Annotated in this window: 22 protein-coding genes; 4 read left to right on the top strand and 18 right to left on the bottom strand. The window is 46.8% G+C overall.

The genetic code is table 11. The features are described from left to right. Positions 1-52: 52 nt before the first annotated feature. The 8 genes from CLC91_RS09815 to CLC91_RS09780 all read right to left on the bottom strand — a co-directional run bounded on the left by CLC91_RS09815 (position 53) and on the right by CLC91_RS09780 (position 10,391). Positions 53-1,417 carry a DUF1329 domain-containing protein gene (locus CLC91_RS09815; RefSeq protein ID WP_095500359.1) on the bottom strand — a complete coding sequence of 455 codons (1,365 nt, stop codon included), beginning with the start codon at positions 1,415-1,417 and terminating at the stop codon, positions 53-55. 12 nt (positions 1,418-1,429) lie between these two features. Further along, positions 1,430-3,469, bottom strand: coding sequence for a DUF1302 domain-containing protein (locus CLC91_RS09810; protein ID WP_095499094.1), 2,040 nt, complete (start codon positions 3,467-3,469; stop codon positions 1,430-1,432). 380 nt (positions 3,470-3,849) lie between these two features. Next, entirely contained in the window at positions 3,850-6,429 is a 2,580-nt protein-coding gene (pepN, locus tag CLC91_RS09805) for an aminopeptidase N (protein WP_095499095.1), read from the bottom strand. Between the two features lie 79 nt (positions 6,430-6,508). Further along, complete coding sequence (gene prc / locus CLC91_RS09800; RefSeq protein ID WP_095499096.1) at positions 6,509-8,554, bottom strand: carboxy terminal-processing peptidase; 2,046 nt, start codon at positions 8,552-8,554, stop codon at positions 6,509-6,511. Between the two features lie 25 nt (positions 8,555-8,579). Then, entirely contained in the window at positions 8,580-9,224 is a 645-nt protein-coding gene (gene proQ / locus CLC91_RS09795) for an RNA chaperone ProQ (RefSeq protein WP_095499097.1), read from the bottom strand. A gap of 36 nt (positions 9,225-9,260) precedes the next feature. Continuing rightward, entirely contained in the window at positions 9,261-9,533 is a 273-nt protein-coding gene (locus CLC91_RS09790; RefSeq protein WP_095499098.1) for a hypothetical protein, read from the bottom strand. A gap of 80 nt (positions 9,534-9,613) precedes the next feature. After that, positions 9,614-10,078, bottom strand: a complete 465-nt coding sequence (locus CLC91_RS09785; protein WP_095500358.1) for a GAF domain-containing protein — start codon at positions 10,076-10,078, stop codon at positions 9,614-9,616. Between the two features lie 13 nt (positions 10,079-10,091). Beyond that, positions 10,092-10,391 (bottom strand): YebG family protein, encoded by a 300-nt coding sequence (locus tag CLC91_RS09780; RefSeq protein ID WP_095499100.1) that lies wholly within the window; start codon positions 10,389-10,391, stop codon positions 10,092-10,094. A gap of 123 nt (positions 10,392-10,514) precedes the next feature. Between CLC91_RS09780 and CLC91_RS09775 the strand changes: the two genes are divergently transcribed. The 3 genes from CLC91_RS09775 to CLC91_RS09765 are packed head-to-tail and all read left to right on the top strand — an operon-like array spanning position 10,515 to position 14,395. Continuing rightward, the gene (locus tag CLC91_RS09775; RefSeq protein ID WP_095499101.1) at positions 10,515-11,171 is read left to right on the top strand and encodes a paraquat-inducible protein A; all 657 of its coding nucleotides are present in this window, start codon (positions 10,515-10,517) and stop codon (positions 11,169-11,171) included. Further along, positions 11,155-11,796 carry a paraquat-inducible protein A gene (locus CLC91_RS09770; protein WP_095499102.1) on the top strand — a complete coding sequence of 214 codons (642 nt, stop codon included), beginning with the start codon at positions 11,155-11,157 and terminating at the stop codon, positions 11,794-11,796. The genes CLC91_RS09775 and CLC91_RS09770 overlap by 17 nt, the downstream gene beginning before the upstream one ends. Next, positions 11,765-14,395, top strand: a complete 2,631-nt coding sequence (locus tag CLC91_RS09765; RefSeq protein ID WP_095500357.1) for an MlaD family protein — start codon at positions 11,765-11,767, stop codon at positions 14,393-14,395. The genes CLC91_RS09770 and CLC91_RS09765 overlap by 32 nt, the downstream gene beginning before the upstream one ends. Before the next feature lie 19 nt (positions 14,396-14,414). Here CLC91_RS09765 and CLC91_RS09760 read toward each other — a convergent pair whose 3' ends face one another. Further along, the gene (locus CLC91_RS09760) at positions 14,415-15,641 is read right to left on the bottom strand and encodes a nucleoside recognition domain-containing protein (protein ID WP_095499104.1); all 1,227 of its coding nucleotides are present in this window, start codon (positions 15,639-15,641) and stop codon (positions 14,415-14,417) included. Positions 15,642-15,700: 59 nt separating this feature from the next. Here CLC91_RS09760 and rsmF point away from each other — a divergent pair, with 59 nt between their 5' ends. After that, entirely contained in the window at positions 15,701-17,131 is a 1,431-nt protein-coding gene (gene rsmF, locus CLC91_RS09755) for a 16S rRNA (cytosine(1407)-C(5))-methyltransferase RsmF (protein WP_198950922.1), read from the top strand. Between the two features lie 136 nt (positions 17,132-17,267). Here the strand turns inward: rsmF and CLC91_RS09750 are convergent, their stop codons facing one another. Genes CLC91_RS09750 through apbC form a run of 9 tightly spaced genes read right to left on the bottom strand, consistent with a single transcriptional unit; the run spans position 17,268 to position 24,169 of the window. After that, positions 17,268-18,044, bottom strand: coding sequence for a TatD family hydrolase (locus CLC91_RS09750; protein ID WP_095500355.1), 777 nt, complete (start codon positions 18,042-18,044; stop codon positions 17,268-17,270). Between the two features lie 37 nt (positions 18,045-18,081). Next, positions 18,082-18,408, bottom strand: coding sequence for a PilZ domain-containing protein (locus tag CLC91_RS09745; protein ID WP_095499107.1), 327 nt, complete (start codon positions 18,406-18,408; stop codon positions 18,082-18,084). A gap of 6 nt (positions 18,409-18,414) precedes the next feature. After that, on the bottom strand, positions 18,415-19,338 hold the full coding sequence (gene holB / locus CLC91_RS09740) for a DNA polymerase III subunit delta' (protein WP_095499108.1): 924 nt from the start codon (positions 19,336-19,338) through the stop codon (positions 18,415-18,417). Then, complete coding sequence (gene tmk / locus CLC91_RS09735) at positions 19,339-19,962, bottom strand: dTMP kinase (protein WP_095499109.1); 624 nt, start codon at positions 19,960-19,962, stop codon at positions 19,339-19,341. It lies immediately after the preceding gene. Beyond that, entirely contained in the window at positions 19,959-20,975 is a 1,017-nt protein-coding gene (gene mltG, locus CLC91_RS09730; RefSeq protein WP_095500354.1) for an endolytic transglycosylase MltG, read from the bottom strand. Before mltG ends, tmk begins: the two co-directional genes overlap by 4 nt. Beyond that, complete coding sequence (gene pabC / locus CLC91_RS09725) at positions 20,960-21,808, bottom strand: aminodeoxychorismate lyase (RefSeq protein WP_095500353.1); 849 nt, start codon at positions 21,806-21,808, stop codon at positions 20,960-20,962. Before pabC ends, mltG begins: the two co-directional genes overlap by 16 nt. Next, the gene (gene dcd, locus CLC91_RS09720) at positions 21,809-22,393 is read right to left on the bottom strand and encodes a dCTP deaminase (RefSeq protein ID WP_095499112.1); all 585 of its coding nucleotides are present in this window, start codon (positions 22,391-22,393) and stop codon (positions 21,809-21,811) included. 15 nt (positions 22,394-22,408) lie between these two features. Next, positions 22,409-23,044: a uridine kinase gene (gene udk / locus CLC91_RS09715; RefSeq protein ID WP_095499113.1), complete on the bottom strand. Its 636-nt coding sequence runs from the start codon at positions 23,042-23,044 to the stop codon at positions 22,409-22,411. A 12-nt stretch (positions 23,045-23,056) separates the two neighbouring features. Next, positions 23,057-24,169: an iron-sulfur cluster carrier protein ApbC gene (gene apbC, locus CLC91_RS09710; RefSeq protein ID WP_408634223.1), complete on the bottom strand. Its 1,113-nt coding sequence runs from the start codon at positions 24,167-24,169 to the stop codon at positions 23,057-23,059. Between the last annotated feature and the right edge of the window lie 158 nt (positions 24,170-24,327).

The following is a 24,327-nucleotide window of genomic DNA, read 5'->3' as shown; positions in this document are numbered from 1 at the left end:
CCATTTAAGTCAAAAAAAACCGCCACAAACTCTATTGTGGCGGAGTGTCTGATTAACGTCGACCGGAGCGACGCAGTGCCTGAGGTGTATAATTGCTGTCCGGTAAGTTCGCATTGAAGTCATACATTTTGTCTTCATTGTCCAGGCCCATGGCCAAGTAACGGCGAGAGCTTAGGTCATGGAAGACCTCTAATGTTGTCCACAAGGTCGGCACGTCATAATAGTTAATGATGTGTGCTTGAGCCACGCGATACAGTTGATCACGGTTATCGTAAATGTCCGTTACCGCAATCTGCCACGAATCTTCGTCAATGTAGAACACTCGTTTCTTATAGATGTGGCGCATGCTGTCTTTAAGCGTTGCTTCAACAACCCAAACGCGATGCTTCTCGTAGCGAACTAAATCGCTATTAATGTGCCCTGGCGTTAGGATTTCATCGTAAGTTACTTTATCGGAATGTAGGCGATAATCATTGTACGGAATGTACATTTCTTTCTTACCTTTCAATTCCCAGTTATAACGAACCGGTGAGCCGTTATACATGTCGAAATCATCGGTTGTACGCAAACCGTCTGAAACTGTACCTGGAGTGTCAAAGGCGACATTCGGTGCACGACGAACACGGCGCTGACCTGTGTTATAAGTCCACGCTTGACGCGGTTGCTTTTGCTGGTCCATGGTTTCGTGAACCAATAACGCCGTACCCGCTAAGCGCGCTGGTGATTTAACAACCTGCTTAAAGTAGAACAGTAAATTTTCCCGCTCAAGTTGTTCCGACGTCATGCCTTCTCGGCTGTAGCGAAAACTAATGTCTTCGTCTAACTTAATTAAGGTGTAGCTACCACCCGCCGTTGGGGCCGCTTGGCCACGACGGTTTTTCATGCTCACACCACGAAAACGTAATGTATGGTTCCAAATGGCTTCTAGACCATTGGCTGGAATTGGAAACGGCACCCCGATCTTGGCGTTTTTAATGCCATTACCACCATCAACCAACTCCGCTGTCGTTGCGTTTTCGAGAGTGGCATCCAACACATATTGCGGATACGACGCCGAACGATGGGTTGGGTACACGTTCATTTTAAAGGTGTCAGGATACAAATCGAACAGAGCGATTTGACCGGGCGACAATTGATCCTTGTATTGCGCAACGTTGCTCTTATCAATAGTGAATAGAACTTTGTCGTTGGCATAGGGATCTAAATGGTGCATGCCTGGCTCGTAACCGGCCGGTGCTTGTGTGATACCGCCAGTATAAGCAGGGATCGAGCCATCGGCATTAGCGGCTGTCTCGGCACCCATAATGGTGAGTTCTTTACCCAGTTTAGCGGCTTCAGCCTGTGATACCTTAGCTTGAACCGGAGCGATACATAGTGCCATTAACACAGCACTGCATAGAAGCGATTTTGTTTTCATTGTTGTTCCGCCTTAAATCGAATACTTCAAGTTGACCGAGAAGTAATCACGGTCTTCTAATTGATTGGTTGTGCCTACGCCACCCATAAAGGCGTTATAACTCATGTCAAAGCCCCAGCGGCTTTGGAAATCAAAGTTAATGCCCGCCGATACCTTTTTGGTGCCTTCGGTGAACAGGAACATAGGATCTGGCGTAATACCGCTAACATCATGTGACCAAATAACCCGAGGCGCGACGTTAATACCAGCAAAAGCGTTATTAAAGTCCATCTTACCCACTAGGCGATATCCCCATGCACTGTCGGTTGGGAACGGATTCGTTTCTGGACCGTTGTGAACCGCTTCAATAATCCCTGGCATATCAGGGTTACCACCGCTACGAGCTGTACCAGGACCATTTAAACGCAGTTCATCAAAACCTGGCATGTCGTGGATCCATACACCCCCTACTTCTGCTAGGAAAGTAAAGTTATCACTGCCCAATGTAGGGCCAAACAAGTGTGTAAAGGTTACTTGCGCTTGAGTGGTATCGAGACGAACAAAGCCTTCGGCATAGTCACCCGGCTGAATGTTGTCCATTTGCGAAATGCCGTCTAAATCTGGACGCAAACCTGCGTTGGCAAGCTGCTGTGGCATTGCCGCAAACAAAAGTTCAACATCATCGATTTGTAACGGCTCATCTTGGCGATGGGCAATTTCACCGGCAACCGACGTGGCGCCAATGTTAGTGTTAAAGCTGATACCGTATAGTTTGATGTCTTCAGGGTAGACTATTTGCGCTTTCGAATAAGTATCTAAAGACAACATGATGTCGCGGTTAATCTGACCTTGGCTTGCCGCCAAAGTTTGAATGTCTCCGCCAATCGCTGCTGCGCCGAAGTCCGAAACGGTACCAGAGATCAGTGGGCGACGAGAGTGATAGTTCATGTAGTACAAACCAAATTCAGTATCAGCCAATTCTGGTGAGTAATACGCTAATTTCAAACCATACTGGCCATCATCTCGAGCTTTCGATTGGTCTTCAACTAAGGTCACCTTAGTTGAATAAGCCAGCATCATGTTACCCAAGTCTTCTTGGCTTACTTGTCCCGACAGAGCCGCCTGAGCCAACACTTCCATCTCGCTCATTACGAAATTTAAATCCAAATCCGGATTCGCGGTAAAGCCTAATTGGGCGTTATTAGCGTAGCCGCCGTAACCGGCAAAGTCGTTTGTCGATAAGAATGAACCCGGTGCCGGAACCCAAATTGGCTCCCACTCATACTGATAGAAACCTTCAACAGATAACTTATCGGTCACACCAAAGGATGCCCAAACCATGCCTTGAGGACGAAAGGCTTCTTTCAGCTCAGCACCTGGCTGGTTTAAAATATTAAGATCCACGGCATTGATAACACCAATACCGTGCGGAATTAGGGTGCTTTCACCCCAAGAAATTACCTGACGACCCACGCGAATCGACAACGGGTTGTAGCCATCGTTGAAATCGAAATCAGCAAACAAATAGGCGTCTAACAAGCGTACGTCCTGACATTGCACTTCTTTCGCTTTGTCGTCAGCACACGCATCAAATGCTTGTCCACTTACTGGATTGTTGTAATCAAATTTAGAGTCATTTAGCTTTTTGTCGTAGAAATACATGCCGCGAGCAAACAAACCAAAGTTGTTGTATACCAACTCTAGCTCATGAACACCTTTAAAGATTTCAGAGGTGGTATCGCCTTGACTGTATAGCTTGTTGCTAAGGTCGCCGTTGGTTGAATACGAGCCAGGCTCTTTCCAAATTTCTGACGAAGTGTAGATGGGGTTGTTAAAGGCCGAATAGCCTGTCCAGTCAAATTGCGGCTGGTTCGACTTACCGATTAAGTCGTCATAGTTACGCTTTTCTGCTCGCCAACTTGCACCAACCGTCCAAGTTGAATCGAAACTCCCTTCAATGTCTCCCCAAGAAAAAGTAACGGCCTTGACCGGTGAACTGAGTGATAGGCCTATCGCTGCTGATACGCCTAGCGCTAGCGCTGATTGCTTAAAGCTGTGCGCCTTGTTATTCATGATTGGTTCTCTCCCTAACCTGCTCGTTTATTCGTTATTATTACAGCTAACATTTTGTTAGCCTGCAGATAACAACATTGTTACAAGATATACCCCTGTAGAGCAAGCGTTGAAAACACAAAATTGACTTTAAAACTATGATGTTAGCCAGATACGGTTGCGTTATTGGCTAATTGAGATTTGAAATTGCTCAGGCGGATGCGACATACAGCCATTTAGCCGCTATAAGTCTATGTAAAAAAAGTAAATTTTACTGATTAACTGGAAGTTATTAAAAACAGATTGTTAACAGGTGTTTGAAGTATTTGCTCTAATTTATTTTGCGTCCGCATAAAAAAAGAGCAGCTTAGCTGCTCTATTTTCGATTACCTGACTACCGCTTAAGCTAACGATTTTGAGACTTTTTCAAACAAGTCTTTGGCCAAATTGGGTAATGACTGCAGTCTTTTCAACTCGGCTTTCATAAGTTGTTGACGAGTCTCATCGAGTCGTTGCCATTGGATTAACGGTGTAATTAAACGTGCAGCAACTTGCGGGTTAACGTCGTTGAGCTTTATTAATAGGTCAGTCAAAAAGCGATAACCGCTGCCATCCAGTTTGTGGAAGTGCTTAGGGTTGGCATTGGCAAAGCTGCCGATCAAGGAATACACCCGATTCGGATTCGCTAACGCAAAAGCACTGTGCTCAAGCAAAGCATCAAACGAGGCCAACATATCCTTGTTCGGGTTTTTGCCTTGTAAGGTAAACCACTTGTCCATGACTAAGGGGGTTTGCAGCCATTTTTGTTCAAAATCGATCATCAGCTGCTGGCGTTGATGTAACTGATGCTCGTTGGCCGTGTGCAACGCCGCTAGGCTGTCGGTCATATTATCAGCCTGTTGGTATTGGTTAACGACCAGCTCCTGTTTGTCCGTTAGCACCCCTAAATAATACAGACAGGTGTTTTTAAGAGCTCGATTCGCCACCGCCTCACCGCCGCTTAAATTGGTTTGTTGAAGACATGCGTGATAACGCTCATCTAACTCGGTTGCCAATTGCTTAGCTAAGGTATCAATGTGGTATTGTCGAGCAGTTATCAGTTCATCCACTAATACCGGCTCGCACTCGTCCATTAAACTGGCGAATGTGGGCGGTGTCATTAATTCGGCAATGAATGCCGGATCAAGTGCCTGGGTTTGCAACACTGATTGTAGCGCTTCCCAAAGCTGTGGAGATGACTGACAGGACTCACCTTTAGAAAGCCGTTTTACATTAGCCAAAATACTGCTGCTTACCAACGCTTGACTGGCATCCCAGCGGCTAAACTCGTTGCTGGCGTGCTTAAGCAAATGAACTAAGTCGTCCTGAGAGTATTGGTAATCTAGCTTAACCGGCGCTGAAAACTCTCTAAATAGCGATACAATCGGTTTTTCGGCGATGCCCTCAAAGGTCCACTGCTGTTTCTCTTGAGTAAAATTGAGCACTTCTGTAACCAAAGAGTTTCCTTGGCGGTCGAGCAGCTCCATATCCACAGGAATGTGAAACGGCAATTTTGCACTGCCATCGGCGGTGTAGGGTGTGGCTTGCTCCAGCGTTAGCCGATAGGATTGGCGTTTGTCATCATAGGCTTCTTGCAGCCGTACAATTGGAGTGCCCGCTTGCGAATACCAACGCTTAAACTGAGAAAAGTCAAAGTTATTCGCATCGGACATCGCCGCCACAAAATCATCGCAAGTAACCGCTTGACCGTCATGACGCTCAAAGTACAAAGCCATACCTTGTTGAAAGCCTGCTTCTCCAAGCAGGGTGTGCATCATACGAATAACTTCAGCACCTTTGTTATAAACGGTAACGGTATAGAAGTTATTCATTTCTATGACAGATTCAGGGCGAATGGGATGCGCCATAGGTCCAGCATCTTCAGCAAACTGAACGGTTCGCATGGCTTTAACTGCAGCAATTCGGTTGACCGTACGCGAGCCTAAATCTGAGCTAAACTCTTGGTCTCTAAAGACGGTTAACCCTTCTTTTAAACTCAATTGAAACCAGTCGCGGCACGTGACACGGTTGCCGGTCCAATTGTGAAAATATTCATGCCCAATTACTGACTCGATACCATCAAAATCGTTGTCAGTAGCACTGGCTTTATCTGCGAGTACGTACTTGGTGTTAAACAGATTTAATCCTTTATTTTCCATCGCGCCCATATTGAAAAAATCAACCGCGACAATCATATAAATGTCTAAATCGTACTCAAGATTAAAACGTTGCTCATCCCACTGCATCGACTTTTTTAACGACGTCATGGCGTGCTCTGCTTTGTGCAAATTGCCTTTATCCACAAACACTTGTAAGTCAACCTTACGACCGGACTTGGTTTGATACTCGTCTTGCAGTAAATCGAAGTCTCCCGCCACCAATGCAAACAAGTAACTTGGTTTTGGATACGGGTCGTGCCAAAGTGCGTAATGACGATCGTTATCTAGGCTCCCCTGCTCGAGTGGATTACCGTTACTCAATAAGTAGGGAAAAGATTGAGGCGCTTCGATACGAACTCGATAGGTGGACAATACGTCAGGACGGTCTAAGAAGTATGTGATGCGGCGAAAACCTTCTGCTTCGCATTGTGTGCAATAAGCCCCGTCCGAAACATACAAGCCTTCGAGCTTTGAATTATTTTGTGGATCGATATGGGTTACAATGGTCAATTCAAATTCATCGAGGTCGACGTTAATGTCGATACCGCCTTCGCGAGTGATGACCTGATGAGTTACCTCATTCTCATTAACAAATACCGAAACTAACGATAAATCTTCGCCGTCCAGTTTAACCACCTTTGCGTCTTTGCGCAGACGCTTAATTTGTGACTTAGCCACGACGCGGGTTTTATTTGGGTCCAATTGAAAGTCTAGGTCAACGTGATTAATGGTGAAATCCGGTGATTGGTAGTCTTTTAAATAACGGGCTTGTGGTTGACTCATGTTTTATACCTACTACAAAGGTTATCCATCGATGTAATAAAAAAGCCAGTCTCTCGACTGGCTTATTGGAAGCTATAGTTTATTGCTTGACGTACAAGTTCGATTGACTCATATCTAGGGTGATCGCAACCGACTGTTCAAGGAACACATCCGGCTTTTCGAGATCATCAGGCAAGTCGTCCAAATCCGTCACAGGCTCTTTGCCTAGCTCTTTGAGTCGAGCGTTTGCTCGGGCGAGTGACTTAACGTCGTCAGCATCTCGCTCTGCGATGCGCTCTGCCTCGACTAAAGAAATGGTCTTGTCGGCATGACGAGTTTTGTACTCGGCAATGTCTTCCATCACAATATCGTACTCAGGGTTACCTTGTACCCGTTGCTCGTAATTGTTATCCAGTGCCTTAACCAATTCTGGGGTTATACGACCTTGATACTGATAATTTACCCGAGCAATTTTATCCCAAGGTAACGGATTATCTTCATCCGCCTCGCCATGCTCGCCTGGCTCGTAGGGGCTAGGGAAACGGATGTCTGGAGTTACACCTTTAATTTGAGTGCTGCCGCCATTGATTCGATAAAACTTTGCAATGGTGTATTGTAGGTTGCCCACAGGCTTTTCGTACATATCGTACATGCGACCTAAGCTGGTGTGCTGTTGTACGGTACCTTTACCAAAAGTGGTTTCACCCACAACCAAGGCTCGACCATAGTCTTGCAATGCCGCGGCGAAAATCTCAGAAGCGGAAGCACTGTAACGATCGACCATAATGACCAAGGGACCATCGTAGGCGATCTTGCCATCCATATCGGCATTTTGGCTAATGCGACCACTGGCGTCGCGAATTTGAACTACCGGGCCACGCTCAATGAATAAGCCGGTGAGCGCTGTTGCTTCGGTTAACGCGCCACCGCCGTTCATACGAAGATCAATGATGACACCTTTAATCTCTTCACTTTCAAACTCTTTCAGCTTCGCGGCTACGTCCTTGGATACATTCATATAAAAGCTCGGTATCTCAATGACGCCGACTTTTTGGCCTTTGAATGCACCGCTATCGGACACTTCAATCTTAGATTTAACCGCCCGATCTTCGAGTCTGATTTTATCTCGTACTAAAGTAACCTTGAACGGCTTAGCATTTGCTCCGCCTTTCTTTGGTAAAATCTCTAGCACTACTTCAGAGCCCTTCGGGCCTTTAATAAGCTCTACCACGTCGTCAAGTCGCCAGCCGATGACATCCACCAGTTCCTTGCCTTTCTGACCAACCGCGACGATGCGATCGTCTGGGCTGAGCTTTTCGCTCTTGGCCGCAGGCCCGCCTGTCACGAGACTGCGAATGGTGGTGTAGTCGTCTTTCATCAACAACACGGCACCAATACCTTCCAGCGACAAATTCATGTCTTGCTTAAAGCGATCCGCATTGCGTGGTGATAAGTAGGAGGTATGAGGCTCAATAGTGCGCGCAAAGGCATTCATCACAGTTTGGAAAACGTCTTCACTGTTCGACTGTGTTAGGCGTTTAATGGCGTTGTTATAACGCTTGCCGAGCATCTCAGCAATTTCCGGCCACTCTTTGCCTGTTAATTTGAGGTTTAACGCATCAAATTTTACTCGTTGGCGCCAAATTTCATCCAGCTCTGCTTCGCTGGTCGCCCAGGGTTTTTCACTGCGGTCATAGGTATAACGGTCACCTTCTTTGGCGAAGTCCATCTCCTTGTCTAGCAACGATAACGCAAAACTGAAACGCTCAAAACGGCGTTTGTTGACTTGGTTGTAGATGTCATAGGCCGAAGACAATTCGCCGCTTTTTAGCATGTCATCGAAATCGTATTGATACTGCTTAAATCGGTCAACGTCGCTTTGCAACATAAAGGAGCGATTGTAATCCAACAGTTTCAAATAGCGTTGCCACACTTTTTCCGAAAAAGCGTCGTCTATGGTTACCCGTTCATAATGGGAGCGGCTTAATTTGCCGGTTACACGTTTACTGGCTACTTTATGTTGTGGCTCTTGCTTAAGTACCTTTAAATCATCTACCGATAAAGTAGGATTCAGCGCGAGCGCTGGGAAAGAGGCCACACAGCCATAGGTAAGTAGAATTGCACCTGCAATACTTTTTATTCGCATCAACACCAACTCCCGTTTTAGGTCGTTATACTTGAATATGCTCTAATCGTACTTTGACGGTTAATCCGCTATCCAATTGAACGTTTACTTCTTGCTTTACAATTTCTAATACTTGACCAGAAACAGCAGACTTGCCAAGTTTGACCTTAACTTTTTGCTGAGGTTTCAATTCATTCAAACTTTCTGGTGTAACGCCTTCTGCTTCCACTGTTTCTTTTTGGGCGGTTGCTTTGGCTGGTGCCTTCTTGCGGGCTGGGCGTTTAGCTTTGGCTAAATCAGCACGGGCGCTTTTCTTGGCGGCTCTGCGTTGTTCAGCCATTTTCTCGGCGCGCATGGCTTTCGCTTTCGCTTGGCTTTCTTCTAGCGCCTTAGCAGCGTGCTCAACGTGCTCAGCTTCTATCTCACCGCAATCATTGCCGTCAAGATCCACCCGTAGTTGGCCTGCTTTAATGGACTTGAGATAGCGCCAGCTGTTGGTGTAACGACGAATCGCTACTCGCAGTTGTGTTTTGCTAACTTTAGGATCGTTTTCCAACCGATCAGCCAATTCCTGGAATAGGCCAATTTTTAAAGGTTTGGTCTCACCTTCCGCGGTGAAACAGTTGGGGAATTGTTGAGCTAAATACTCAATAACCTGGTTAACGTCAGTTAACTTATCGGTTGTTTCCATTGTTACTTCCAATTAGTGATTGTTGAGTACGGAACCTTATTCCGTCTCAGCTTCGTTATAGAGCCACTCAACAAAAGCTTCAATTTCGTCTTCATCGAGTTCTGTAAGTCCAGGATTATGTTGCCAGTAATCCCAAACAGCTTCCAGCAGCATTTCTAACGCCGAAGGGTCGACATCGTCTGCAGCTTTCGCATATATACTGTGATAAATACGGTTTAAATTATCGGCGGCAAGTTCTTCCTCGCCTTCCCAATCACCAATTTCCATTGGCGACACCAGAAACGTCTGGATTGATACAAGTTCTTTCATAAAAGGATTCTTGGCACAATTACCGCCATTATAAGCTTGAAGTGGGCTATTTCACCAATTAATTTCTGTTAACTGCTGGCTTATTCACCAGCAATAGAATTTAGGTAGCTTTGGATAGCTGTTAAACCTTGCTCATCGGCCTCATCAAAGCGGTTAAACTCGGGGCTGTCGATGTCCAGTACCGCGACAACATTACCCTTGTGCACAATTGGCAATACGATTTCTGAATTCGAAGCGGCATCGCAAGCGATGTGGCCTTCAAATTGGTGAACGTCCGCTATCCGTTGTACTTCATTTTTTTCTGCTGCTACACCACACACGCCGTTTCCTAAAGGGATTCTGATGCAGGCTACCTGCCCCTGAAACGGCCCTAACACCAATTGCTCTTGTTGGCGTCGATAAAAGCCTACCCAGTTGACTTGCTCCAAGCTATGAAACAACAGCGCCGAAACGTTGGCCATATTGGCTACCCAATCTGGCTCGCCTTCGGTAATTGCCTCAACTTGGTTTAGCAAGGTGGAATAGAATGCTTGTTTTTGGCTCATGTATTTCTTCTCGTTATTGATTTGCAGCGGTTTTTATCGCAGCGACATCGGCTTTTTTAGCTGGCTTGCTCGCTACCTTTTTTACCGGTCCGCCTTTTAGTAAGCGAGCTAACGTATCTCTTTCTTGAGCTAAATAGAAGGCCAATTGCTCTAATTGTTCTTTATCTTCAACTATTTTTGATTCTTCGATAAACTCGCTTAAGTTATCAGCGACATCTAACATCTTGTCGTATGCATCGGCTTCTTTTTTAGAGGTAAATGTCATCTTATCGGCTCCGTTGCGTACCACCACAAATCGAGTTTCTACGGCCATGGCTGCTCTCCACTGTTATTTTATACAGTATAGACTGGCACAAATACCAAGGTCTGTGCAACAATAGCAGGACAAAAACCATGAAATTGTGCGTTAAGTCGATGGAGTAGCAGCCACAAGACCATGATAGAACAACAACAATCCGCCGGTGAAGACGATATTGGCAACTTTGTGTTATGCAAAAGTTGCGACCGAGTAATGGAAAAACCGCTCTTACAAGATAACCAACGAGCCTTTTGTCCCCGTTGTAAAACCCGTGTGTTCGATCCACCGAATTGCCCAATGAACATGCTACTCGCCTTAACCATAGCGGCCTTGGTAATGTATTTCCCTGCGAATTTTTTACCCATTTTAGAGGTCCATTTTTTCGGTAGCATTCGTCAAACCACAATCACTGGAGGGGCGTTATCGGTTATCGAACAAGGGTATTGGCTTGTGGGAGTATCGGTCTTGTTGTGTGCTGTTATCGCACCAGGCTTGCTCATTTTAAGCCTGTTAGCACAGGTTATCGTTATAGGTAGAAGTCAAAAGCTAAGCCCACTGCGCAAGAGCATTCTTTTGAACTTATTGCGCATGCATGGCTTACTGACCCAATTCACCATGTTAGAAATATACCTAATCAGTTTCTTAGTATCTGTGTTTAAGCTTACCGATTTCTCAGACGTCTATTATGGCGTTGGCACCTGGAGCTTTGTCATCTTATATATTGTGTTGTTTTATGCGCAGCGCGAATACGTGGCTGAAGTGTTTTGGAGGCGGTACCATGACCAATACAACTAACGGCCAACACCAAAACTTAAAACTGTGCGTGCTTTGTCACGCCACCAATAATGGTAAAGACAGCCACTGTTATCGCTGTAAAGCCCCGATTTACTTTCGTAAGCCTGCTAGCCTTCAGTTAAGCTGGGCGTTGTTACTGACCGCGTTTATTCTTCTATTTCCCGCCAATTACTTTCCCATTACGCAACTGACTAATCAGGGTAAAGTAACTTACGATACCATTTACAGTGGCATTCTCTCTTTGGTTCAGTCCGATATGATCCCAATTGCTATCATTGTATTCATTGCCAGTATTGTGGTGCCCTGGGCAAAGATAGCCGGCATCTTTATCGTATTACTCGCTATCCAATTGAAACTGCCTTTGTCCACCAAACAATTAGCGGCCTCATTTAGAGTGATCGAGTGGATTGGGCGCTGGTCAATGTTAGACTTATTCGTAATTTCTATTATGGTTGCCATAGTTAATATGGGACAATTGCTGGATGCGAAGCCAGCTCCGGCTGCAACAGCCTTTGCAGCCGTGATACTATTCACACAATTAGCGGCTAAATCTTTGGACACCCGATTACTTTGGGATCGTATGGAACGAACAAATGGTACAAGCGGAAAACGCAAAAGTTCATAATAAGAAACTGATTTCCCCAATTTGGCTATTGCCAATCATTGCCTTAGTGTTGGCGGGATATCTCGCCGTTAAAAGTTATAAAGAGGCTGGGCATCGAATCGTCATCAACTTCCCTTCCGCAGCCGGAATGGAAGTCAACAAAACGCTGGTAAAATATCAAGGTCTAACCGTTGGTAAAGTGGTTGATATTAGCATCAATAAAGAGGCTGGCGTCGATGTAGCGGTGGTTATGGACCACCGGGCGGGTGACTTACTTAAAGACTCCACTAAATTTTGGTTGGTCGCGCCAAAGGCTTCGATTACCGGCGTTGAGGGTTTAGATGCTCTGTTTTCTGGTAATTACATCAGTATGTTGCCGGGTGAAGGCAAATCCGAAGACAATTTCATAGCAGAGTTAGAAGCACCGGCGCTGCTCCCCAGTGATGACGGCTTATACGTGCGCATCGCAACCGATAAACTTGGCTCGATTAATATAGGCTCGCCCATTTATTACCAACAAGTGCCGGTTGGTCGGGTTATTAATTACGTACTAACTCGCAATAAGCAAGTGATCATTTCCGGCTTTATTGAGCACAAATACACCCACCTGGTGAAAGATAATAGTCGTTTTTGGAACGTAAGCGGTGTGCAGGCTAAAGCCAGCTTAGCAGGCGTTGAAGTGACCACCGAAAGTCTCAGCAGCATACTGGCTGGCGGCATTTCATTTTCATCTCCTCAAGAAAGTGACTTATACCTGCCTGCCATTCCAAAAACATTTCGCTTGTTTGATAGCTTTGACGCCAGTAACGTCGGTACCCAATTGCAATTAACAGCAGCCACCGCTGAGGGCATCAATGCAGGTACTCAGGTTCTCTATCGCAACATACAGATCGGTGAAGTCAGCGACATATCGCTCAGCCAGCAAGGGGTTACTATTGGGGTCGATATTTACCACGATTACGCGGAACTCGTGCGTCGAGACAGCCTATTTTGGCGGCAAGGGGTTGAGCTATCCGCGCAAGGTATTCGACACCTTGATAGAGCTATTACCGGCGCGGCTATCGAGTTTTTACCCGGCTCCGAGGCATTCCCCAGTCATCACTTTGAGCTCTTATCCAAAGCACCGGAGCGCCCTGCTCTTGGGAAAACCATCAAGCTATACGCCAAGCAAAACCCTGGTATCAGCAAAGGCGCGGCCATCACTTATAAAGCTTTTACCATAGGTCAAGTGTCTGAGGTGGCCCTCGCTGAAAACTTCAAACAAGTTGAAATTCAAGCCAATATTTATCCTGAGTTTCAATCTTTACTAAACGACCGCAGCTACTTTTTGCAATCGGCCCTTGTGGACGTCAATGCCAGCTTAGAAGGCATCAAGGTGAGCAGTGGTAATCTGAGTAATGTGTTGTCAGGCGAATTGCGCTTGGTCAGCAAAGGCACCATAAAGACCAACAGCGCCAATGGCTACCCGGTATTTTTAGATCAAGCGCAAGCCGATAGACAACTGCAATTGTCGCAATATCAGAAGGTGGTGCTTACCGCTAGCCACGCAGCTCAATTGCAGGTTGGCTCTAGCGTAGACTATCGTTCCATGATCATTGGCGAAGTGGCGTCTGTAGAGTGGCAAGCCCAGCAAAATAACTTCGTAATCGAGTTGCTCATTGCCCCTCAATTTAAACAATTAATTAATGACAAAGCGGTATTTTGGAAGCATCAAGCTGTGTCGGTTAAAGCCGACTTATCGGGTATCGATATCAACGTAGCTCCTATGCAAACCTTACTTAAGGGTGGCGTAAGCTTAGGTCATACCGACAGCAAGATTGGAGAACTAGCGCCTGTACGTATTCTTTATGACGAGCAACAAGCCGCGTTAACCCAAGCCCGTTATGCCAGTATTCGCTTCGATTCGACTTTGCAGTTCAGCGTGGGCAACGCTGTAAAATATCAGGGATTCGACATTGGAAAGATAACCGACGTCAGCCTACTGCCTTCACTTTCAAGCCAAATGGTTACGGTCGAAATGAATGGTGAATATGCGGACACCTTCTTAAAAGCAGACAGTCAATTTTATCCGATATCCGCAGAAATCAGTCTCGCTGGGGTGGAAAACATTGATACCCTGTTGACTGGCAGCGTTATTGGCGTGATCCCAGGTGAAGGTGTATATAGTAATGAATTTGTAGGCTTAGCAAAGGCACCGGTTAGTACGCAGTTGCCCAATGGCCTTAATGTTGTGCTGACCACCCCAACCTTGGGTTCCATAAAGATTGGAACCCCTATTGTTTATCGAGGCATTAATATCGGCCAGGTTGTGCAATATCAACTCAGTGAACTTGCCAACGGTCTCGACATTGTTGTCAACATCGAGCCGCAATACCAACACCTTGTAAATAGCAGCAGTAAATTTTGGGATCTGTCTGGACTCTTGTTTGAATTTGGCTTGTTTTCAGGCGCTAAGTTTAAAAGCGGCAGTCTAGAAACCATTCTCAGTGGCGGTATTGGTGTCGCCACCGAGCAAAGCAATAGCGCCGATAACGCGTTGCAACAAGGTCAACGTTTGCCTCTTTACGCCAATAGTGAAGAGTCGTGGCAAACATGGGCACCACAATTGCTTCAACGTTAGCTGTTAGGCGGTCATTAGCTTACCCGTAAAACCAGTAGGCAATGACAATCGCTGCGACAATGCCCGCAGCATCGGCAGACAAGCCACAGGCTATGGCGTGTTTGCCTTTGCGAAGCCCTACCGAGCCAAAGTAAACCGCCAACACGTAAAAGGTGGTTTCAGTACTGCCCTGAAATAAGGCCGCCAAGCGCCCGCTAAACGAATCGACGCCGTGGTGCTGCATAGTTTCCAACATCAGCGCCCGTGAGCCACTGCCACTAAACGGCTTCATAAGTCCTGTGGGTAATGCATCGATGAAACGCAAATCCATACCTGTCGGTGATAATAGCCAAACCAAAGCCTGCAATACGCTGTCCAGCGCTCCAGATGCCCGAAAAACACCGATGGCAAGTAACATGGCTACCAAATAAGGGATCAGGCGTACGCTTTGTTCGAAGCCTTGTTTAGCGCCTTCAATGAACAATTCGTATACAGGCAGCTTTTTCATGCCGGCAATCAGTACAAACGCAAAAATCAACGCCAACAGTATGCCGTTGCCCATAATGGTCGACACTTGCCCTATTTGCTGCGCTGTCAGTGTTAATAAATACATGACCAAAGCGCCTATGGCTGCGATGGCAAACGCTAAATAACCCAACACCACCGTTTGCGTGAGCTTAAGCTTTTGCAGCCAAGCCACCATCAACAGCCCCACCAAAGTTGAACAACACGTGGTCAACAAGATGGGTAAAAAGACATCGGCGGGATCAGCAGCGCCTTGCTGAGCCCGATATAAAAAAATGGTAACGGGAATTAAGGTAACTGACGACGTATTGAGAACCAGAAACAACACCTGAGCATTGGTGGCCGACTCTTTAGACGGGTTTAGGCTTTGCAGATCCTGCATCGCTTTTAAGCCTAACGGCGTTGCGGCATTATCAAGACCAAGCGCATTGGCCGTTAAGTTCATGGTCATACTGCCATAGGCTTTATGGCCACGAGGAACGTCTGGCATGAGACGCGACAAAAAGGGTTCGGTTAATCGCGAAAATAGGCCCACCATACCGCTGGCCTCTCCCAACCGCATTAATCCCAGCCAAAGCGTTAGCACCCCCACTAACCCCAAGGCGATCTCTGCGCTGAGTTTTGCCATCGAAAAGCAAGCAGCAACCACCTCTGCCAGTACTTGATACTGTCCAAGCACGAGTTGCAATGCAACGCTGATTGCTGCGCAGCCAAATAAGGCAAACCAAATTCGATTAAGCACCTAAATTCCTTGGTTATGATAGACTGACGGTATTAACCGTTTATACAAGAGTCTACACCTTGGTCGCTACCAGTTTAAACCCTGAATTTCTTGATTCTATAGAAAAAATTCTCCCAAGTGAGCTTTCCATTGACGATTTTATTGACTATTCGCAACGGCCATTGCGACGTTCGATTCGGGTCAATACCTTAGCCATATCGGTAACCGACTTTGTTAAACGCATGCAAGCACAAGGCTGGCAGTTACAAGCCATTCCTTGGTGTGAACAGGGGTTTTGGGTGGGCCCTGAGGACAAACTTGACGCCATTGGTAATACTGTCGAGCACTTAGCCGGTTTGTTTTACATTCAAGAGGCCAGCTCAATGTTGCCGGTAACGGCCTTGTTCCAAAGCCAGCGCCAGCCAATGATGGTGTTAGACATGGCCGCCGCTCCTGGTAGTAAAACAACCCAAATAGCGGCGCAGATGAACAATCAAGGTCTGCTCGTAGCCAACGAGTATTCCGCAAGTCGAATAAAGAGCTTGTTTGCAAACTGTCAGCGGCTTGGCATTCGTAATGTTGCCCTAACCCACTTTAGCGCCAATGTGTTTGGTCAATATTTACCTGAAACCTTTGACAGCATTCTATTGGATGCACCTTGTGGCGGCGAAGGAACCATTCGCAAAGACCCACGCGCCTTAGATAATTGGAGCCAAGCGGCCATCGATGAAATTTCTGCGCTGCAGCGAGAATTGATTGAGTCGGCGTTTCAGTCTCTTAAGGTCGGCGGCGAACTGGTGTATTCCACCTGCACGTTAAATGAGCAGGAAAATCACCAGGTTTGCCACCACTTAAAACAGCGCTTTGCTGATGCGGTTGAGTTTGTCCCGCTTGACGGATTGTTTGACGGCTGCGATAAAGCGCTTACCGAAGAAGGATTTTTACACGTTTGGCCACAACTATATGATAGCGAAGGGTTTTTCATCGCTAAAATTCGAAAAACCAAAGCGGTAGACAGCAAAGAGGCCCGCAAAGCAAAAATAGCTAAGTTTCCGTTTCAAGCGGCCACTCAAAAACAACGAGCGACACTGCAGCAGCAACTGCAGCCCTTTAACTTAGCCATTCCCGACAGCGCCGCAATATATTATCGAGACGGTGACTATTGGTGGTTCCCAACGGAATTTGAAGCACTCATCGGCAAAATGCGATTTTCACGCGCCGGTATCCGCGTCGCCAGCGAGCATAAAAAGGGACTCAATTTGCACCATGATGCCGCTAAAGCACTGTTTAATCGCAATGCCCAAGCCATTGAGTTAGACGTTAATGATGCCGGTGCTTTCTTAATGGGGCGAGACGTGGAACAAAAAAACAGCGCCGATAAAGGCGAAAAACTGGTCAGTTATCAAGGCACTACCTTAGGGATAGTGAAAGCACTTGGTAAACGACTAAAAAACCGGCTACCCAGGGAGTTGGTGCGCGATAAAATAAGTAATAGTAATTTTTCAGAATAAATAACTTTTTATTCTAGCTATTGCAGAGTTTTCTACTAGACTAAATCATTAGCGCACGGCTCCTCAGTGAGCCATTCCCCTAGCCCAGAACATCGGACTCGTTCTGGGCAATTTTTTGCCTATTATTTACCGGTTTCTAGCGGTTGGCACCGCGAAACAAATTGAAGTAATTGTCAGTGGTTTGCTGTGCTAGCACCTCTAAGCGTTCACCGCGCAGATCCGCTAAAAACTGTGCCAGATCCGCAACAAATGCCGGTTGATTTTCTTTGCCGCGATGAGGCACAGGCGCTAGATACGGACTGTCGGTTTCAATTAACAGGCGATCCAGTGGAATTTTCTTGGCCACTTGCTGTAATTCGGTAGCATTCTTAAAGCTCGCAATGCCGGAAATTGACACGTACATCCCCATGTCCAAGGCTTGCTTGGCCATCGGCCAGTTTTCGGTAAAGCAATGCAAAACACCACCACAACGCTCTACTTGGCCATTTTTTAAGATAGCGATGGTATCTTCACGCGCATCTCGGGTATGCACAATCACCGGTTTATTCAATTCACAAGCTAATTGCAATTGCGCTTCAAAGCTTTGTTGCTGAAGCGCTATCGAATCCTTCGAGTAATAGTAGTCTAAACCGGTCTCCCCTATCGCCACGACCCAATCGTCACTGGCTTGACGACGAAGCAGTTCAATATCGACTCCGTCTTCAATATCCAAAGGGTGTACACCCGCTGAAATACTGACGCCGTCTAAACCACGCATCATCTGCGCCATTGAGTCAAACTCACTATGGCAAACATTAACGCACAGGAAATGATTAACGCCGCGAGCTCGGGCAGCATCGAGTAGCAAAGCAACCTGCTCGCGCGTAGGAGCCTTCTTTAGTCGATTAAGGTGACAGTGTGAATCAACAAACATGGGGACTTTTCTCACCAAAAAGAGGCGAGCATACCAGCTATATGGTTGAGGTCAACTCGCCAGAGTTAAGTTTAGCAGCCAACAGGTTTTCTATTTGGCTTTTGTGCAGTTCAATGTCCGATTCCACCTTGATTCCAACACCTTGAGGACGACCCCCTTGAGAGCCTAAAGGGTTAATCCAACACACACTGCCCTCGAACTCATAGGTAGTAGCAGAGCCTGGTAACCGATAGGCAACCGTTAGTTTTTGCTCCATTTGATAGCTGTCATTAGTCGACACAAACATAGCAACCGGTGAAATGAATGGCATATAAGCGCGATACAGTTGTTCTACGCTTTCAAAGTTAGCCAATAAATCTGCCATAAATCGCTAATTCCCTTTAGTTAATTGCTTATACTCTAAAACAAGTCGGTTACATAATGCTACATAATTTATTGTAGGCATTTGTGAAAGCTTTTGATGGGTGTGCCACAGTTGCGAGATAAAGTCGCCCAGTTTAAGGCTCAATAATGGCTGTTGCGTTTTTAATGAGGCCAGTTTTTTGCTGAGTAACCAATCTAAAACTTGTAAGCTGTCCTGGGGGTGCTCTGCTGTGTATTTGGCTAAGTTCGCATCAACAATCCCGTTAGCTAAGGCATTACGCCAAGCCAAACGAGCGCTCGCTAATCCTTGTAAGCGTTCACCGGTGTTGGCATCGAGCAACGCATAGGGCCCGCCAACAATTCGATAAGCCCAGCCATGCTGTTGCCAGTCCACACCCTGTTGCTCTAACCAATGTTTTATAGGCGCCTCGTCGATACCGCTGACATTAATGCGTTGGCAACGACTGATAATGGTTGCAGGTAATAGCCCAGGTGTATCACTGCACAAAATAATAAAGCAGTTTTCATTGGGCTCTTCCAGCGTTTTTAACAGCGCATTAGCGGCGGCATTATTAAGACGGTGGGCTTGCTCAATAACAACCAAACGACTACCACCTTGCTGACTGGTGGTGGCTAAGGCACTAATAAGCTCGCGAATTTGATCCACTTTAATCTGATTACCGTCAGCGGCAATCCAGTAACAATCTGGATGGCTACTGGCTTGCAGTAATCGGCAATCTTTACAATGCCCACAAGGGGCGTCTACTTGGCGACACATCAAGCCACGCTCAATGGCTTTGAGTAAATCGTGGGCCCCTAAGCCGTCACTTAGCTGCAGCAACAGAGCATGGGCCAACTGCTGGCGTTGCGCCTGAGCCATAAGCTCGTTGTAACTGGTTTGCAACCAAGCCGGTAATTGGGACGACGCCATTTAGCTCTCCAAAAAACGCGCTAAGGCGCTGCGAATTTGCTGTTGCACCTGTTCGATGCTTTTCGATGCGTCAATGGTAACAATGCTTTCGTCTTGTTGTGCAAAACTGAGATAGCTCTCTCGAGCTCGCTCAAAAAAGCTGAGATCTTGCTTTTCGATTCGATCCAGCTCACCTCGCCCGGCAGCTCGGGCTAGGCCCAATGCTGGGTCGATGTCCATATAAATGGTCAAATCCGGTTTAAAGCCGTTTAAGGTGGCATCGCTGATGCGGTTAACCAGACTTTGTAACTCTCTGCCACCGCCCTGATAGGCTTTAGACGATAAATCATGGCGATCGCCAATCACCCATACGCCGTTAGCTAGAGCGGGTTTAATGACGTTATCAATCAGTTGTGCACGCGCTGCATACATCAATAAACATTCCGCAGTATCGGACAAAGGATCACCATCCACTTCCGCTTTTGTAATGGCCCGAATTTGCTCGGCCACCGGTGTTCCGCCGGGCTCTCGAGTGGTAATTACCTGCTCAATCTTGTGTTGCTTTAATACGTCGTTAATGCAGGCTACCGCGGTGGATTTTCCCGCGCCTTCAAGCCCTTCGATTACGATAAATTTTGCTGTCATCGGATGGTTCTCAAGTATTCCTTTACGGCTTTGTTGTGATCTGCCAAATTGGTGGAGAATTTATGGCCACCTTTGCCGGTTGCGACAAAGTACAAATAAGGGACGTCCGCTGGATTGGCCGCGGCCTTCAGTGACGCAAGCCCTGCTGATGCAATGGGTGTTGGCGGCAGACCGTTTATGCGGTAGGTATTGTAAGGCGTTTTCTCACGCAGGTGTGCCCGGGTAATATTGCCCTTATAGCGCTCCCCCAACCCATAAATAACCGTGGGGTCAGTTTGTAAACGCATGCCTTTGTTGAGGCGATTAATAAAGACCGCCGATACCCAGTCTCGCTCGTCCGCCACCGCCGTTTCTTTTTCAATGATGGAAGCTAGAATTAATAACTCGTAGGGCGATTTCAGTGGTAGCTGCGCTTGCCGTTGCTGCCATGCCGTGTCTAAATGCCGTTGCATTTGTTGGTAAGCTCGTTTCAGTATGTCTAAATCACTGTGACCTTTGTGATACTGATAAGTACTGGGGTAAAACCAACCCTCTGGGTTGGCTTGTTCGATAGCCAAGGCGTCGACTAAGTCTTCAATGGAGGTAAGTTGCTGTTGTAAATAATGCTGTTGGTGCAGTTGCGCCATCCATTGCTTAATGGTCCCACCTTCTACCAAGGTGATATAGAACTTCTTTTGCTTGCCGTCGACCATCAAATTCAACGCGTCTATCAGGGTCATCTGCGGCGTCAGTTCATAAAGCCCGGTTTTCACACCGGCTAACTGCGGATACAGGCGCAGCAATAACGATGTATGCCAACGGTTAGACAAATATTGCGCTTCAAACCAGCCCTTGTCTGTCATTTCTGCAATGACACTTCGAGCGCTGTCACCGCGAACAACTTCAAATTCCTGCGGCGCCGTTAGCCTAAGCTCAGTGCTTAAAGAACGCTGAAAATCCTGGTAAAGCAACACCGCTGCAGCGAGGGCTACTACCAATAGGGCCACAATCAATAGGCCTAGTCGTTTAAGCATAAATCATCCTTTCTTTTGTTTAACGCATGCTCCATTGTGCGTTGCAAACTGTGACTGTCGAACCTAACTTGGTCAATGCTGTTAATCGCTACAACACCCATTAACGCGTTACACATTATCGCACCATCGAATGCGTTGATATCAGTCACAGATAGCTCCGTGGCGATGACTTGGTAACCCTGTGCAACCATGGCCTGCATAATTTGCAATCGGGTGATCCCTGCGATACCACTGCGACCCAGTGCCGGTGTAACTAAACGCCGCCCTTTAGCAAAAAACAAATTGGCAGCGGAGCCACACACCAGCTTGCCACTGTCATCGCAAACCACATAATCATCACCCGCGCCATTATGGTTGTGCTTTAACATGACCTGCTCGATGCGATTTAGATGTTTCACGCCCGCTAGCATGGTGTGTCGGGATAACGTCATAGCGTGCACCCTCAGCGCAACGCCCTGTTCTCGCCAGTGGTTGTAGTGCTGGGGCACTTGGTGATGACTGACAATGCACTGCAATTGAGCCTGCATGGGTGGTGCATAGCCACGTCCACCATGGCCTCGAGTTACCATGACTTTAATTACCCCTTGCTGAAGGGCTAAGGCTTTGGATTCAATAAATTGCTTATGCGGTTGAAACCACTCCGCAAAGGTCAATCTTGTGGCCATGCCCATCATCAATGCGGCATCTAGCAATCGACGCTGATGTAACGACCACGCTTCAATGACGCCGTCGTTTAAGCGCATGGTGGTATAGAAGCCATCACCATAGGCAAGGCCTCGATCCGCTAATGATAACGCCTCGTTATCACCATTTAACCAAGCGCTATCGCTCACTCAGTCGTCCTGGCTAATACGGCTCGCCACCGCATCTTGCTGATTTTTGTACTTTGCATTTTGGCGCTTATTGTACGGTCTGGCGCAGGCTTGATTTAGCCGTTCAAAGTTCAGCGCGCCGATGGTCATTCCTGGGCGCAGCGCTAACGGCAGCTTGCCAGAATTATAGAACTCCAGAACAATGCGCCCCGACCAGCCGGGATCAATTCGATGAGCCGTCACATGCACCATTAGCCCTAATCGAGCCAGAGATGAGCGACCATCTAACCAGCCAACAATGTCTGCCGGTAACGTAACGGACTCGTGAGTCACGGCTAGGGCCAATTCACCAGGGTGTAGGAAAAAAGCTTTGTCCTCAGGGATATCGATCTGCTCGCTCATCACCGAATCTAAAGCTTGTTGGACTTCGGCACTGGGGCCACTGAGATCAATGTAGGCGGCAGTATGATCTTGAAACACTCGAAATTGCCCGCCAAGCTTCACATCGACGCTAACGCCGTTAATGGCGTCGGCAGCTGGAGCGGGTTCCATGATAATGGTGCCGTCGGCTAGGCACTGTTCTATTTCCGTATCGGTTAAGCGCATCAGTGAGTTCTCTTATTAGTCTAATAGGTGCTGAATTCGAGATTTCAACATGTCAATGGCAATGCGATTTTTACCGCCTCTTGGCACAATAATATCGGCGTATTGCTTCGATGGGTCAATGAACTGCATAAACATAGGGCGAACCGTGGTTTGATACTGCTCAATGACCGAGGTCATGGTACGGCCTCGCTCTTGAATGTCTCTTTGCAGGCGACGCAATAAGCAAATATCCAAAGGCGTATCCATAAACACAGAGGCTTTAAACTGTTGTCGTAACTTGGCATTAGTTAACAGCAAAATACCCTCTAAGATAATCACCTTTTTAGGTGAAACTTGACGACTATCGCTGGTGCGTGTGTGCTCTGAGTAACTGTAACTTGGAACCTGTACACTTTGGCCAGCACACAGCATTGACAGATGCTCCGACAATAAGTCGTGGTCCAGTGCCTGCGGATGATCGTAATTGGTCTTTATGCGCTCTTCCATCGACAAGTGCGATTGGTCTTTGTAATAGCAATCTTCGTTAATCACCGCTATTTGATTGGTGCCTAGATCTCGTTTCAGTTCATCATAAATGGTATTTGCCAATAAGCTTTTACCCGAAGCCGATGCGCCGGCAATCGCGATGATAATACATTCGTGGTTAGCCATATGTTCCCTTTACTACTCGTCGGTAATTTCTATGGAGATGGTATCGGTTTGCGCGATTTTCACTAATTGCGATGTAGCGCTGCGAGCGATGCTTTTATACAAGTTGCTCACTTCGCTGTCCGGTTGCGCTACTACGGTTGGGTTGCCGCTATCCGCCTCATCGCGAATTTGCGTATTTAACGGTAATCGACCAAGCAAAGGCACGTTGTAACGCTTAGCAATGTTTAAACCGCCGTCTTCGCCAAAAATGTGGTCTTTATTGCCGCACTCAGGACACAAATAAAAGCTCATATTCTCCACAATACCCAGCACAGGGATATTCACTTTATTAAACATGCTAATGCCTTTTTTAGCATCCGCGGTGGCAATGTCCTGCGGCGTGGTTACCACCACAGCACCACTCACCGGTACATGTTGACTGAGAGACAATTGAATATCGCCGGTACCCGGTGGCATATCAACGACTAAATAATCCAGCTCTGGCCATTCCGTTTCTTTAATCAATTGACCCAAAGCACCCGCCGCCATCGGTCCACGCCAAACTGCCGCTTGATCATCCACAATCATAAAGCCGATGGATTGGGCAGTGATGCCATGGGCATGGGCCGCTGACATCATCACGCCATCGGCGGAGGTGGGTCTAAAGTCTTCAATGCCCAGCATAATAGGAATCGATGGCCCGTAAATATCAGCATCCAAAATACCTACTCGTGCCCCTTCAGCGGCCAATGCCAGAGCAAAGTTCACTGCGGTGGTAGACTTGCCGACACCACCCTTACCGGAAGAAACCGCGATAACGTGTTCAATATTTTTAATTTTATCGGCACTGGCGTTCATTACGGCCGTTGGCGGTTTGAAGTCGATTTCGCAAGCTACTTCGTCGATTTCAGGCAGTGTAGCCAAGGCTTTAGTAATCGACATAACGCGGTCACGATATTGGCTAACGCACGGATACGGATAGCACAAACCTAATTGCAGTTGTTTTTCTTCGATATCGAGACTGGTGACAATATTGGCATCGATTAAGCCCTTATCTAAATAAGGGTCGATTTGCTGATTAAGGATCGTTAAAACGGGTTCTAGTAGGGTTTCAGAAAGCTTAAACGGGTTAGGTTGCTGGGACACGGACATAGCTCCTGTAAAAATTTGGATAATTGTACCAGATATACAGCTCGATTCATGCATACAAAAACATCAGTTACCGTAATGTAAGATGAAATAAGCTTAAGCATGTTGTACTATTTGACGATCAAAGCTTCAACTCCCATTTATCGAAACCAAAT

The sequence above is a fragment of the Paraferrimonas haliotis genome, assembly GCF_002282895.1.
GTDB classification, from domain to species: Bacteria; Pseudomonadota; Gammaproteobacteria; order Enterobacterales; family Shewanellaceae; genus Paraferrimonas; species Paraferrimonas haliotis.
The sequence above is the reverse complement of the archived record's forward strand: the minus strand, read 5'-3'. Positions and strand labels throughout refer to the sequence as shown.